Source organism: Amphritea atlantica, from assembly GCF_900111095.1.
Classification (GTDB): Bacteria; Pseudomonadota; Gammaproteobacteria; order Pseudomonadales; family Balneatricaceae; genus Amphritea; species Amphritea atlantica.
In genome coordinates, this window is sequence record NZ_FOGB01000007.1 from 129,509 (window position 1) to 143,089 (window position 13,581).

The window sequence follows — 13,581 nt, forward strand, 5'->3', positions numbered from 1 at the left end:
TGCTCCTTCTGCTGCATTGGCTTTGTTTCAGCATAAGACGATAATGGCTGAAGTCAAAGTAACAACCGTTGTCGTCGGGGAGAGAGTTCACTATTTTGTGTGTCTCTGCTGATTCAGCTGGTAGTGTCGGGATTGCTCATATAAGATAAGTATCTAATATGTATTATGTATTTTTAATATCATGACAATGACACCCAAGACCTACGACAAAGTATTTGAAATAGCCGACAATCTGCTTGCTGAGGGGCGAAAGCCCACCCAGCAGATGGTGCGCAATGAGTTAGGGGTTGGCAGCCTGACGACCATTAATAAAGCATTGAATGACTGGTGGCAGGGCCTGGGTAAGCGGCTGATTGAACTGAATGCCCGACCGGATATTCCTGAGCCGGTATTTAATAGTGCTAACACGCTGTGGCAGCAGGCGCTGGCTTATGCTGAGCACCAGCTGTCTGATCAGCGGGAGCAGCTTGAACAGCGTTATCTGGCGCTAAAAGCTGAGCTGGAAGGGCGTAATACCGAGAGTCATAATGACTTGCGCCGCCTGCAGGATTTGTCTGATAAGCTTCTGAGTGAAAACCAGCAGAGCCTGGCGGCTATCGCAGAGCTGCAAAAAAAGCAGCTGGCGCAGGATGAACGAGAGATGCGCCTCGAATCCGAAAATCGGGATCTGCGGCGCCAGATAAAAGAGTTTGAGATCACTCTTGAGCAGCTCGAGCGAAGTGGTGGTGGCAATCATCAGCAGGAAGTGCTGGAGTATCCGCATAAAAATCAGTACCTTGAAGGGGAGACTTCAAGGCTTGAAAAACATAATCAGGTTCTGCAGGATGAAAACCGTCAGTTGAGAGACGCGCTGCTCGACGTTGAGCGGCAAAGCTTTAAAGAGAAACATCAGCTGGAACAGGTGATCAGTCAGCAGGATATGCGCTATCGTGAGATGGAGCAGAAGCTGAATTCAGGCAGTGTAGATTCATTGCTTGAGGTACGTTTACAAGAAAAAGAGCGTGAGGTTGAACGGCTTCACTCCCTATTGGAAAACATTAAGTTAAAGTCATAACTACTTGAATATTTGAGACTATGGATACATATCTGGAGAAGGGCTCATCGTACGGAGAGATTCTTGAAGGGATTAAAAGTTGTGATCCTGACGGTGCTGTTTGCTGTACTGATGAGCCTGTTTTCAATCTTGCCAAGGTGGTGCTTGTTAAGGAGAAACTGGTTGGTATTACTCTGCAGCTGGTTGACGAGCAGGGGTATGCTACCCGCCAGGTTACCAGTAAAAAGCCCTCCGACGATCAGCCAAGCGACAGCCATCTGAGTACTCGCCAGACGGCAGTTATCAGAGCGCTTGAAAAAGTGCTGCAGCACTGTAAAAAGGAAGGCATCAAGCTTATTGGATACAGTGATGAGCTGGTTGCTATGCCTGTCGTGGTGAGTTCTGATGATGTGTCTCCCGCTGTAGCACTGGATATTGATACACACGGTGTCTATTTCGGGGCTGATAGTGTGATTAACAATAACGACAACATTTAATCAAGACACTGCATTACTGATCGTTGATCGGTATAATTGGCCCATAGATAGAATATTCAAAGGGATCTGAGCTATACATGAGAGCTATCAAGGTATTGTTGGTTGATGATCATCCTGTTGTCAGAGCGGGGTTTCAGCGTCTGCTCGATAATGACAGCGGGATTGATATCATTGCTGAGGCCAGTAGTGGCCAGGAAGCGGTAGAAAAGTACTTTTCCGTTTGTCCGGATGTGGTGATCATGGATCTTTCTATGCCTTCCGATGGCTCTGAAGGTGATGGAATTCAGAATTATGGTGGTCTTGAAGCCATACGGGTGATCAGGGCCAAAGATCCTGAAGCCAAAGTCCTGGTGCTGACGGTTATGGAAAGTGAGCCATTCCCCGCGCATGTTGTTCAGGCGGGTGCGTCAGGTTATCTGACCAAGCGTTGCGCCCCTGACGAGCTTCTGAAGGCCGTGTATGAGGTCTCAGAAGGGCGCACATACTATGCAGAAAGTATTCGTGAGATGCTGGCTCCGGGCGCAGCGGACGGTAATTCCCCATTCAACAAGCTCACTAAGCGTGAGTTTCAGATTTTCTCATGCCTCGCTCAGGGGCAATCGGCAGCTCAGATCGCTGAAAAGATGTTTCTGAGCCCTAAAACTGTACACGCCCATCGTGCCAATATCCTGCGCAAACTGGGTATCAATAACAATTCTGAACTTGTACATATCGCTATCCGTCATAGTATTGTAGAGGCCTGAGTATTTCATTCAGACCGCACAATAATCGCGTGCCAATTTGAGGCGTAATCTATGTACGATCAGGACCAGTCTGAGCTTATTCTTGAAGCGGATTTTCTCTGGCGTGAAATTCGCGTTGGAGATGAGATCTATCTTGATGCTGACTTTTACAGCAGCAACCGGCGTTTGCTATGCCGGGGCGCACCTTACCAGGTGCTGGCCAAAATAGATAAAACCTGCGGCGCGCAGGAGCTGATTGTTCAGTCATATCAAACCCATGAACTGGTTGCGGTTTCACCATTCCTTGTGTGCAGTTATGAATCACCTGAACAGCCGATACTGATCTCCTGATCAGCGATTTTCTTCTCCAGACTTTCCCGGATTTTCCTTCTTAACGTAAGCAGTACACAGCAGAGCAGGCGGATTTTTATCCGCCTGTTTTTTGTCGTGCGCAGACTCGCGTTCGGCAGTGTTTACCTTAAAGATCGTTAGATTTTTCACGTAGCGCACGCAAATTTCACCGTCTTTTATTAAACCAGTAGTAAGCCTTAGCTAGCTTGGAATGTCCTGAATAGCGACAATCTCTATAAATATATCACTTCGTATAATGTATATTATGTTAAATATGATATTTTTAAGGGGATGGATGTTGGAGGCACAGCCTGTCCATAGAATGGTTTGAAGGTATGGATCGAAAGCGTGGTTCGAAATGAGACAGGGGTTCTGGTTGGTTGCGATGAGCATCACCCTGCACCAGGCTCTGTTCAGGCTTCAGTTGTGTTGCCTGAAATGAAAAAGGCTTACTACCTGGTCTTTCAGATTGATCTCTTGATGTCGTATCTCCTGCTGCCAGATCGCGTCTGAAACTTGAGATCTTAAGCGTGAAAACAGACCGTGCGGAGAGCGTCGAAGAATTTAGTTTTGTGGGTAATCCTGTCGCTGCGTGAAATCTCCTGCGATGATCAAACGCGTAGATTCATGTCACCACTTCCTCCTGAAATGAGATCTGATTAAATGAGATTCGAAGAGCGATCTGAAACCAGGAGCGTTTGATGCTCTGTTCCGGAAACATGAATGCGAACGGTTTTCTCAATCCGGACATTATTCCCCGGTTATTCCATCGATTGTTCTATCAAAGCAAAATGCTTAGTTCCTTATGCTTAGCTCCTTTTTGGATAATTGCGTGCGGACAGTACCGTTGATTTAAATTTTCAGGGTGACTCTGCCACTCCGTGAAATCTAACCGGCAGGTTCGCTTCAGATGAGCCTCTGACAGTGTCTTGTTGATCTCATTGTCATCTCGTCAAGGGCTGACCCGTGAAAAGGATAAATGACATTGCTGCCTAGTGTTTGGCCTGGTTGATGCGACAGGACTATCTACATGACATGCCGTTGATCTTCGACAGTAGCTATATTGGTATCGTCCAGCAAAGCGAAGCCAGTGGTTGTTATGTAAATTCAGTGATGTATGCCGTGAGCGTTGAGATAGTTATGTGATTAAAAGTAGCTATGTAAAGTAACTATGACTAAAAGCAGCAATTAAAAGCAGCTTAGCGCTCTTAATGGGGTTGTACGTGTGCTCTATCTAATTACCAGTAGTAGACACTACTGGTAATTGGCACTTATGAATCTTATACTTATGACACTATTCTGAATCTGCTTAAGGCCTTTAACCGTGTCGAGTAAATCCTTTCCTGGCATCCCTCTCTTTGACTCAGCTAAGTATTTCAATCAGATTTCCAGAAACGCTGTATTCCCTGATCAATCACCCGCCGTTGAAGCATTCGTACTCAGCCTCGGCATTGAAGACGCTCTGGATGACTATCGCTATACCAAGGACTTTCTCACCAGTTACAGCAAGAAAAGCCAGGATACTTACGATAAGTTCCGTGGCGATTCTGAGCGCCTGCTGTTATGGTCCTGGCTGATTAAGCGTAAGTCCGTGGTAGCGCTCCGCCGGCGGGATCTTGAAGAATACACTGACTTTGTCGCCAGGCCTGACTCCAACTGGCAGGCAGACAATACAGAAAGACGTTTTCTGACCGTTGCCGGGATACGTGTGCCTAATGAACGCTGGCGTCCATTTCGGGCAGCCGGTGCAGGTAAAGGCCGCTTAAATACAAAATCATGGCAAGGTTTGTTTTCTAATCTGAGTGTCTATTTCAATTACCTTATGGCTGAAGATTATGCGCCGGGCAATCAGGTTCCGATTGTGAAGAAAAACTGTCCATACCTCCGTCACGAAACAGGTATCAGTACTGCCAAGCGACTTTCTGAACTGCAATGGGAATACCTCCTGAGCACGGCAACATCGATGGCCGCTACCGATCCACAGCACGAACGAACTCTGTTTGTCATCGCCACCTTAAAGTCACTTAAACTGCGCATCTCTGAGCTGGCTGAACGTTCTAACTGGTTACCTGTGATGTCCCATTTTCATCGAGACCATGAAGGTAACTGGTGGTATCGTACCTACGGTAAAGGCTCTAAAGAACGAGATGTCTCCATCTCAAACGAATACCTGCAGTTCTTAAAGCGCTATCGTGAGTTCCGGGGCTTAACCCCCCTTCCCTCTAAAGACTCTTCAGAACCTGTGATCGAGTCCAGAGTCCGCAATCGCGGTATCGGTACCCGACAGCTGCGTAATATCGTAGAAGTCGCCTTTATTGAAAGCTGTGAATCATTATTACGGGATGGTTTTGAGGTCGAAGCATCAGAACTGCAAGCCGCAACAACTCATTGGTTGCGGCATACGGGTGCATCGATGGAAGTGGCCGCAGGTCGTAACCTTGCACACGTTCAGGCCGACCTGGGGCATGGCAGCATCAGAACCACCGATGAGCTTTATGTGGATTCGGATAATATGGAGCGGGCTTCGAGTGCTAAAAATCAGGAGGTATAATTCATCAATAATACATCGAGTTATTCATTCTTCTTAAAGTACTCTGTCAGAAAAGCATCTCTCTTTATTGTTGTCGTTGCTGAATAGTAGTGGCTGAAAATATGCCGGGCGGACGCAATCCAGGCATAAGCATGCATGCAAAATGGAGTGCCCCGGACTGCCTGCACTACGCATTTGTGAAGTGCGCGTTACTCTCGCCACCTCCACCAATCTGTACTCATTATAATTATTCCTTTTATGCCTGATCCTGTTTTCTGTTCAGGCGTAATCTTGCCCCAATCAAATATCAGAGGCGCTTTCTGGCTACTGTTGATTTGGCTCATCAGCGTCCCGATAACCTATATCCTGACGTTGATATTACGCAGCTCATACCGGGCTAGCCGGTCACATCATATTTCATAGAGTGTGGATTCATGCATATCGTACAACCGGACAACACAGCGGCCATTGAAAAGAGTCCCAGCGCAGCGGCATACACGCTGGAAGTGACAGGCAAGGAGATCCGCCAGATCGAAATAGCTGCACCACTGATTCCACCGGGCACGCCGATCAACATCGCGTTTCTGGGCAATGAGAACCCTGATCAGCGAGTGAATGCCGCCAGAGTCATTCGGGAATGCGGCTTTGAGCCTGTCCCCATCATCTCTTCGCGCCGCTTACGCTCGGAAGAGGATCTCAACAGTCTGATTACGCAGCTAAACCGCGCAGCCTGCCCGTCCCGCTATATTTTCGTCGGCGGAGATCCCGCTACGCCAGCGGGTCCATACACCGATTCGCTGGCCCTGCTCGCAAGTGGGGTATTACAACGCCATGACATTCATCATGTTGGGATCGTCGGCTATCCCGATGGGCATCCGAAGATCAGTACAGATAAACTCTGGCACGCACTGGAATGGAAATATCAATTGCTTCGAGATGCTCATTGCACGCTGGAGATCACCACTCAGTTTGGTTTCGATACTGAGGCTATCGTGCGCTGGATCAGACAACTACGCGATCGCGGCATCGATGCCCCTGTTAATATCGGCGTTCCAGGGCCAGCAAGTATCAGCCAGCTGCTCCGATATGCAAAGCAGTTTGGGGTAGTCGCATCCACGGAAATTGCCGGGCGTTACGGGCTGTCATTGGCGACCTTGCTGCGTAAGTCTGTCGCGGATCACTTCTGGGCAGATCTTGTCCGCGGCCTGGCAGAGAAGGAACTGGGAGATATTGGATACCACCTCTACCCTTTCGGCGGTATTAAGGACGGTGTCCGTTGGATGAATTCCCGGGTTTGCAATGATCAGCCATTAGCGGACAGTTCTGGCCTGGAGGTTTAACACAACAGTGATCGCCGGTCTTTAATAGCATCATGCTTTTTTAGCGCATTGCTCTTTTACCCGGCAACCCCCTCTGAATGATAAGAGCGTAATGTAAAATAGCTGTCAGCCAGACTTTGATTTTCGATATTCCCCCGGCGTCATACCGCAGTACTTTTGGAACATGCTGATAAAGGTCGATGTGGACTCATAGCCAATATCAGCAGCAATCATGGTAACGGAGTCCCTGCTAGTCACCAGTCGCTCCAGTGCTACCTGCAAGCGCAGTTGTTGACGCCACTGTTGAAAGGTCATACGGGCTTCTTTCTGAAACAGTCTCTGTAATGTCCGTTCGGATGCGCCTACCAGCGTCCCCCACTCTGACAGCGTATGTTGCAATGACGGATCTTCTTCCAGTTGATAGCAGATGTTGCGCAACCGCGAGTCCACCGGTAATGGCAGATATAGTGGTGCCTGCGGCGCTACCGAGATCTGATCTCTCAGGGTACGGAACAAGCGTCCAGCCGGGCTATGCCAGTCATAATCTACCGGTTGTTTAAGCGCTTCCTGAATCAGTTCGCGAAGCAGTTGTGATACTTCCAGGACAAGACACTCCTGCGCTAAATCAGCTGTCGCCACCGGCAAAATGTTAATACTGGTGAGTTCTGCGCCGTACAGTGATGAGATTTCATGAGGCTGATTGGGGGGGACCCAAACGGCCCGATCGGGTGGAATCAGATACCGGGCTGCAGGTGTAATAACGTCCAGAGCCCCCTGACGGCAGTACACCAGTTGCCCCCAGTTATGCGTGTGCGCGGCCACCACTGTTTGAGCCTGAAGTTGGCGATAAAGGACGCTGACCGGCCGGATGGGTTTGCCTTCGGGAAAAACGATTAACGGTACACGCAGCCAATCGTGTCGGGTTTCCTGCATAAGTTGTCTTATTTTCAGATGTTCGCCAATCAGTTTATGGGCAGACTTAACGAACTTCAAGCAGCCAACTCAGGAGACTTAAATGAAAGCCGCCGTCATTACTGACTTCAACCAGCCCCCCGTTATCGGTGAAATTGCCGACCTCATCCTACAGCCCGGTGAGCAAAGGGTTTTCCCCCGTGCAACTGCCATCAGCCAACTGGTGCGCGCCAAAGCCTCAGGCCTGCATTACAGCAGCGGCACTGCCTTACCTATGGTGCCCGGTGTGGATGGCGTAGGTCTGCTGGAAAATGGTGACCGGGTATTCTTTGTTTTTCCTCGTGATGGCAGCATGGCTGAACAGGCCGCCGTCAGAAGCGTGCTTTGTGTCCCCATACCCGATGACCTTGATGATATTTCCGCTGCGGCTCTTGCTAACCCGGGAATGTCCTCAATAGCAGCCCTGCAGTACCGGGCCAGCTTTAGCGTCGGCGAAACTGTTCTGATCAATGGTGCTGCTGGCGCATCAGGTCGTTTAGCTATTCAGATTGCGCGCTATCTGGGTGCTTCCACCATCATTGCCACTGCCCGCAATCCTGATGATGCTGACACCCTGCTGGCATTAGGCGCAGATCAGTTTATCAGCCTTAACCAGTCTGCAGAGCAACTGACTGCCGCCTTCCGCGACCTGCTGGAAACATCTCCCGTGGATATCGTCCTGGATTATTTATGGGGCATACCCGCCGCCTGCCTGCTCAGGGCTATACCCGCCTTGCCGGATAACCCCCTGAGGTATGTGAATATTGGCTCGATGGCGGGTGCAGACCTCCCCCTCGATGCAGGCACCCTCAGAAGCAAAAATCTTGTACTGATGGGCAGCGGCATTGGCAGCGTTGCGCCGGGCAACCTGATTAAAAGTATCAGCCAGGTATTCGAATGGGCCCAACCGGCAGGCCTGAAGATCAACACCAAAGCGATGACCCTGGATCAGGTAACGCAAGCCTGGCAATACACAGGATCAGAGCGTCTGGTGTTGACGATTGGTTAACTGAGGCAGAGCGTCTACAGGACCCAACACAATCCCTTAGCTGGATTTACACGTGTCTGGAAAACGCTCTGGGCAGTATGCAGATACAGCTGTTGTAACGTTGAAACCTGACTGGTCAGTAGTCACGATCAGCCTGTCTTCAGGGTAATTTTAAGGGCGAGTTATATAACCGCTTCAATCCCTTTTTTATCAATGACATTGAGCAAGCGCAAAGCGGCTCCCTGAGGCTGGGTTTTGCCTTGCTCCCACTTTTTAACACTTTCACTGCTCATGTTAAGAACGGTCGCTAATACCCCCTGGCTTATGTGCTCTCGCTGTCTTATTGATTTAATTCTAGCTGCTGTCATCTCTTCATTTTTAGCGCTCATGGCTAATGCATCAATTTTACGCATCGTTAATTGATCGATAGTACCGTTGTCATTAAAACGCTTTGCAATTGCGTGCATTTTGTCTAAACGTGTATCAACCATTTTTAACCTCTCTCAGCAGACCCGCTGTTATGTTTTGCCTGATCTGTTTATCTGTAAAATTAAGGAAGCTATCACCCAATAGTCTGTATGTTTCCAGTAGCTTATCGGGGATCTCTTTACCTTTCTTTGGAACATCTGCCTTGCGCCAGCCATCAATAAAAAAAGGAGATTATCCTTACGGATTGCTACCACGCTCCTGTTAGAATCTCGTTTACTTTGCCTGGGTGAAGGTATTCTTTTTTTGAACAGTCTCCCCATATCCAGATCGCCATCATGCAGACCATTGTTAAGTTCGTTAGCGACTTTTAAAACGATCTTATCGTCCAGCTGTGCTTTGACCATGAAATCATCAAAGTCATCGGTAACATATATCTTCACTGATATTAATCTCCCCAACTGTGGTATACATTACCATAGTTTTAGAATGGCAAACACTGTCTTGTAGCAATCGATTTCTGTTGGCTTTCAAAATTTCCAGCAGGCATGGTATTCAACAGCATATCGCTTAACCACCAATCCAGCTGCTTAATCTCTTTCAGGGTGACAGTTGTTAATGCGACAGTAAAACGGGTCTGATCATGAGTAAACACGATGCACTGGCGGCGCTGTATGGTGGTGATATTGGCATGCTAGTCGCCCAGCAGTGATGGCTTATTGGCTGATCTAGCAGGCACGTCAAAGCCCGCTTTCTTTAGTTTTTCAGCCAGTTTTTAGTGATGTGAATTGTCAGATTACTTATACAATATTTTGATAATTAAGACTTAATATTCGTAAGCATATCGAACACTACCCGGGCAAACCCTTGTGCCACCTGCGGGTTGCTGAGTATCTGCATCATCTGATTCTGATGAGCATCTGAGCTGTCCATCACCGCTTCATCCAGCGCCATAGGAAAGTCCCCGAGGAAAGCCTGTTCTGAAGAGTTGTTTCTGATCTGGTGCATCACCTTCTCGTTCTCCCCTACTTTGTCAGCCACTGTCCGGGCGTAGTTGAGCATGTCATCATCTGTCAGGTTATCGGTGATGAACAGCTCATTGAGGCGTCTCAGAATAACCGACAGAAACTCCTCTTTTTTATCTTTGGCTTTCGCAGAGCCGATATCGGTATTGGGGTCGAGGGTGTAATCTGCCGCATCCTCTTTGAGTTTCAGATCTTGCTGGCGAATTTTAGACAGACGATAATGGCTCAGAGTCACGTTGCTCAGATCGACATCATCATCCTGATCGATTTTTTCACGCAGCATGGGCCGAAGGTGGCGGGCAAACAGGCTGAGTTTTTCCAGCTCTTTATCATCGTAATCAACTATCTGCGACATAAACTCATAAAAGCGTACAAAGCTTCCCAGGTCTTTTTTGAAAATTTCCAGGGCATCTTTTTCCTGCTTACACTCTCTGAAACTGTTTTCCGCATTGGCGATCAGCGTGGCATCACCTGTATTTTTAGTACGTTCAAAAATATCTTTGGCCTGCTTATAGGCATCAATAGCCGAAGCATAACGTTTCTGCCAGCGTTCAACTGCGGGCTTGCAGATATTAACGATCGCAGCATTGCTCTTATTTTTTATAAAGAAAGCGGTACAGAACTGTTCGACTTCACTCCAGTTGAAGATCCCCTGCGCTTTAAGCTTCTCACAGAGGTCATAGACCAGATTCGGGTCTGAAACATCCGTGAGTTCAGCGGTCTGATAATAGGGCTGAAAGGCGTCCAGAATCTCCTGAGGGTCATTAAAGAAGTCCAGCACAAAGGTGCCTGATTCTGCTTTACCCGGGTAGGTACGGTTCAGGCGGGACAGGGTTTGAACGCATTCCACGCCCCCCAGTTTCTTGTCCACGTACATGGCGCAGAGTTTGGGTTGGTCAAAACCTGTCTGAAATTTATTCGCAACCAGCATCACCTGGTAGTCATCGGAATCGAAGGCCTTGCGCATATCGCGCCCTTTGAGCGCTGGGTTCATACTGGTTTCGGTATATTTCTCACCGATTAACCCCGCTGAGTTCGGATCATCACTGTTAAACTCAACCTCACCCGAGAAAGCGACCATTGCGGTGATGTTTTGATATTTGTTCTCGGCAACGTATTTATCGAACGCCAGCTTATAACGTACCGCTTCTTTGCGGGAGCTGGTGACGACCATCGCTTTTGCCTGACCACCCAACAGACCCATCACATTAGCTTTAAAGTGCTCGATGATTACCTGTACTTTCTGGGCGATATTGTAATCGTGCAGTCGCACCCACTGATTCAGTTTTACCTTAGCTCGCTTGCTATCAACCTCTTTGTCCTGTTCCCGTGCTTTTTCAGCCAGTTGATACGCGACCTTGTAACTGGTGTAGTTTTTCAGTACATCGAGGATAAACCCTTCCTCAATCGCTTGGCGCATACTGTAAACATGATACGCCTCGGGCTTATTGGTTGATGACGCGGGCAGATCGGGATCGGGTAAACGGCCAAACAGTTCCAGGGTTTTCGATTTAGGCGTGGCGGTAAAAGCAAAATAACTCAGGTTATTAGAGCTTTTACGGGCGGCGATGGTGGCATCTAACAGATCTTCAGAGGTTAGTTCCTCCTGTTCCTCTTTGTCATCGAGCATCAACACCTCTTTCAACTGACGGGCAGTTGAACCCGACTGCGATGAGTGCGCTTCATCGGCAATCACTGCATAGTTGCGCGCTTTCAGGCTGACACTGTTCTCAATCGCTTTCAGCACATGGGGGAAGGTCTGAATGGTCACGATAATAATCGGCTGCGCATCTTCCAGCGCGCTGGCCAGTTTCTCTGACTTAGATCCCTGCCCCTCTTTATTATTGATCCGCCCGACTACACCATCGGCGTGCTCAAACTGATAGATAGTGTCCTGAAGCTGATCGTCCAGTACGGTGCGGTCGGTTACCACGATAACGGAATGAAAACGTTTATTACCCTCCGTATCGTAAAGTGACGCCAGTTGATGGGCTGTCCAGGCGATGGAGTTTGATTTACCCGAGCCGGCACTGTGCTGCACCAGGTATTTATGGCCAGGGCCGTTATCACGGGCATCCCCCACCAGTTTATTCACCACATCCCACTGATGGTAACGGGGGAAGATCATCGTCTCTTTCTTTGTCTTCTTGCCCTGCCAGTCCTCTCTGTCTTCGATCTGAAGGTGAACAAATTTGGCCAGAATTTTCAGCAGATTATCGGGCGCAAGCACCTCGTTCCACAGATAGGCCGTAGCATACTCATTCGGATCAGCGGGAACATCGTTACCCGCAGCCCCCTCGGCAGTGCCTTTGTTAAACGGCAGAAAGAAGGTGTCTTCCCCCTCCAGCTTTGTTGCCATATAGACTTCGTACTGACTCACAGCGAAATGCACCAAAGCACCGCGCTTAAAGGTCAGCAGTGGCTCTGGTTTATTGGTAACCGGATCTTTCGGCAGACGGGTGAGTTTGTACTGTTTTATGGCGTTTTCAACGGCCTGCTTGAATTCTGACTTTAGTTCCAGTGTGGCAACAGGCAAACCATTAAGAAACAGAACTAAATCGATGCGCCATTTTTTTGCCTGCTTACCTGTTTCAGTCAGATACTCATCCGTGGCATAGGGGCTATAGGTCAGCTCAGGCACTACCCGCAGACGGTTCTTCTGATAGCGTGCCAGCGTATCGGGGTTGAGATCATGATCAGGTTTAAACTGACAGAGGCGAAAGCGCGTACCGCGGTCTTTCAGTTCAGTACGCAGCACGCCCAGGGTGCCAAAGGTGCGCAACTCTTTGCTCGCCGCATTCGGGTCCGCTTTGGACAGCTGAGAAGCGACCCGCTCAAGAAACTGTTGTTCAGGGTTTTGTGGGTAGAGTTTGCAGTATTTCTGCCATTGAAGGGGTTGTGTCTCTTGTACAAACCCCAGCAGATCCTCTTCATACAGCGCAAGTTTTCGATTGTAGCCAGCGGGCTGACCGAGCAACCAGCCGTTAGCAATCAGCTGTTCGATGATATCGTTTTGAAAGTGAACTTCCTTAGCACTGCTCATCTGGTTCTGCATCCCTACTATTATTTTGATACGACTTTAGGTACTTAGCCTTTCAGTGATCCCAGTGACGTTTTATTAATGCATCATAAAAAACATATGTATCCATTGCCAGAGCACGGGTTACATACTCTTTGGGGTGTTTGCTGGCGTGAATTAAATTTCTTGCCTCTTTCACCTTATGGCAGAGGGTTTCATCTTCTTCTGAGAGAATTTCAAGCTGTCTCGCTTTAATAATCATTTTGTTAAATGAATCAGCAGAAGCTGGTGTGCAGTTATCTAACAAGCCCTCTATAACAGCGCCTGCCATCATCATAAAAGACAACCATGCCCCAGACTCAAATGACATGTCTGCTTCCTCAGCATATTGACCCAAGCGCACACGACACGATGACTCGTTTATATGAGGGAACAGTAAAGAATAATCGCGAATACCTGCGTAATGAATTACAAAGCGATCTTTACCTGAACGAAAGAGCTTGTTTTGAACCCCTTGGATACGAATACTATCGCCCTCAAGACTAAAAACTGCGCGATAGTTTCCTGATTCATAGGGAGAATAGTCTCCATCAAGGGAATAATCGATAATTGAATAAGCAGGGAGTGTAGGGATTCTGAAAACAGTTTCCTGAGGGCCAAAAACTTCCAGCTCTTTTTCAAAAGTTGGATTCACCAGCTGAAATACTGTTGTTTTCATCT

13 protein-coding genes are annotated in these 13,581 nt (G+C 48.2%); 7 read left to right on the forward strand and 6 right to left on the reverse strand.

Features of this window, described 5'->3' with window-relative positions; translation table 11 throughout:
- The first annotated feature begins 181 nt into the window (after positions 1-181).
- From BMY09_RS13050 to BMY09_RS13080, 6 genes are all read left to right on the forward strand, one after another.
- Positions 182-1,054: a DNA-binding protein gene (locus BMY09_RS13050; protein WP_091358940.1), complete on the forward strand. Its 873-nt coding sequence runs from the start codon at positions 182-184 to the stop codon at positions 1,052-1,054.
- Positions 1,055-1,074: 20 nt separating this feature from the next.
- A complete protein-coding gene (locus BMY09_RS13055; protein ID WP_091358942.1) occupies positions 1,075-1,530 on the forward strand; it encodes a response regulator in 456 nt (151 codons plus the stop codon).
- 77 nt (positions 1,531-1,607) lie between these two features.
- Positions 1,608-2,273, forward strand: a complete 666-nt coding sequence (locus BMY09_RS13060; RefSeq protein WP_091358944.1) for a response regulator — start codon at positions 1,608-1,610, stop codon at positions 2,271-2,273.
- Positions 2,274-2,324: 51 nt separating this feature from the next.
- On the forward strand, positions 2,325-2,603 hold the full coding sequence (locus tag BMY09_RS13065; RefSeq protein ID WP_091358946.1) for a hypothetical protein: 279 nt from the start codon (positions 2,325-2,327) through the stop codon (positions 2,601-2,603).
- Positions 2,604-3,927: 1,324 nt separating this feature from the next.
- A complete protein-coding gene (locus tag BMY09_RS13075; protein ID WP_091358951.1) occupies positions 3,928-5,154 on the forward strand; it encodes a tyrosine-type recombinase/integrase in 1,227 nt (408 codons plus the stop codon).
- Positions 5,155-5,567: 413 nt separating this feature from the next.
- Positions 5,568-6,473 carry a methylenetetrahydrofolate reductase gene (locus tag BMY09_RS13080; protein WP_091358953.1) on the forward strand — a complete coding sequence of 302 codons (906 nt, stop codon included), beginning with the start codon at positions 5,568-5,570 and terminating at the stop codon, positions 6,471-6,473.
- Positions 6,474-6,578: 105 nt separating this feature from the next.
- Here the strand turns inward: BMY09_RS13080 and BMY09_RS13085 are convergent, their stop codons facing one another.
- Positions 6,579-7,445 carry an AraC family transcriptional regulator gene (locus BMY09_RS13085; RefSeq protein WP_091358956.1) on the reverse strand — a complete coding sequence of 289 codons (867 nt, stop codon included), beginning with the start codon at positions 7,443-7,445 and terminating at the stop codon, positions 6,579-6,581.
- Positions 7,446-7,467: 22 nt separating this feature from the next.
- Here BMY09_RS13085 and BMY09_RS13090 point away from each other — a divergent pair, with 22 nt between their 5' ends.
- Positions 7,468-8,412, forward strand: coding sequence for a quinone oxidoreductase family protein (locus BMY09_RS13090; protein ID WP_091358959.1), 945 nt, complete (start codon positions 7,468-7,470; stop codon positions 8,410-8,412).
- A 161-nt stretch (positions 8,413-8,573) separates the two neighbouring features.
- On the opposite strand, the gene BMY09_RS13095 is transcribed toward BMY09_RS13090, so the two are convergent.
- The 5 genes from BMY09_RS13095 to BMY09_RS13110 all read right to left on the reverse strand — a co-directional run bounded on the left by BMY09_RS13095 (position 8,574) and on the right by BMY09_RS13110 (position 13,579).
- The gene (locus tag BMY09_RS13095; RefSeq protein WP_091358962.1) at positions 8,574-8,882 is read right to left on the reverse strand and encodes a helix-turn-helix domain-containing protein; all 309 of its coding nucleotides are present in this window, start codon (positions 8,880-8,882) and stop codon (positions 8,574-8,576) included.
- A 27-nt stretch (positions 8,883-8,909) separates the two neighbouring features.
- Positions 8,910-9,260, reverse strand: coding sequence for a type II toxin-antitoxin system RelE/ParE family toxin (locus tag BMY09_RS13100; RefSeq protein WP_091358965.1), 351 nt, complete (start codon positions 9,258-9,260; stop codon positions 8,910-8,912).
- 41 nt (positions 9,261-9,301) lie between these two features.
- Positions 9,302-9,502: a DUF6933 domain-containing protein gene (locus BMY09_RS22530; RefSeq protein ID WP_376787868.1), complete on the reverse strand. Its 201-nt coding sequence runs from the start codon at positions 9,500-9,502 to the stop codon at positions 9,302-9,304.
- Positions 9,503-9,636: 134 nt separating this feature from the next.
- The gene (locus BMY09_RS13105; RefSeq protein WP_091359200.1) at positions 9,637-12,885 is read right to left on the reverse strand and encodes a type I restriction endonuclease subunit R; all 3,249 of its coding nucleotides are present in this window, start codon (positions 12,883-12,885) and stop codon (positions 9,637-9,639) included.
- A 52-nt stretch (positions 12,886-12,937) separates the two neighbouring features.
- On the reverse strand, positions 12,938-13,579 hold the full coding sequence (locus BMY09_RS13110; protein WP_091358968.1) for a hypothetical protein: 642 nt from the start codon (positions 13,577-13,579) through the stop codon (positions 12,938-12,940).
- Positions 13,580-13,581 lie beyond the last annotated feature (2 nt).

Bases quoted from the DNA above. Each gene is read 5' to 3' on its own strand.
- BMY09_RS13065 (WP_091358946.1), top strand. From the start codon at position 2,325: ATGTACGATCAGGACCAGTCTGAGCTTATTCTTGAAGCGGATTTTCTC.
- BMY09_RS13095 (WP_091358962.1), bottom strand. From the start codon at position 8,882: ATGGTTGATACACGTTTAGACAAAATGCACGCAATTGCAAAGCGTTTT.
- BMY09_RS13110 (WP_091358968.1), bottom strand. From the start codon at position 13,579: ATGAAAACAACAGTATTTCAGCTGGTGAATCCAACTTTTGAAAAAGAG.
- BMY09_RS13055 (WP_091358942.1), top strand. From the start codon at position 1,075: ATGGATACATATCTGGAGAAGGGCTCATCGTACGGAGAGATTCTTGAA.
- BMY09_RS13080 (WP_091358953.1), top strand. From the start codon at position 5,568: ATGCATATCGTACAACCGGACAACACAGCGGCCATTGAAAAGAGTCCC.
- BMY09_RS13090 (WP_091358959.1), top strand. From the start codon at position 7,468: ATGAAAGCCGCCGTCATTACTGACTTCAACCAGCCCCCCGTTATCGGT.
- BMY09_RS13105 (WP_091359200.1), bottom strand. From the start codon at position 12,885: ATGAGCAGTGCTAAGGAAGTTCACTTTCAAAACGATATCATCGAACAG.
- BMY09_RS13050 (WP_091358940.1), top strand. From the start codon at position 182: ATGACAATGACACCCAAGACCTACGACAAAGTATTTGAAATAGCCGAC.
- BMY09_RS13060 (WP_091358944.1), top strand. From the start codon at position 1,608: ATGAGAGCTATCAAGGTATTGTTGGTTGATGATCATCCTGTTGTCAGA.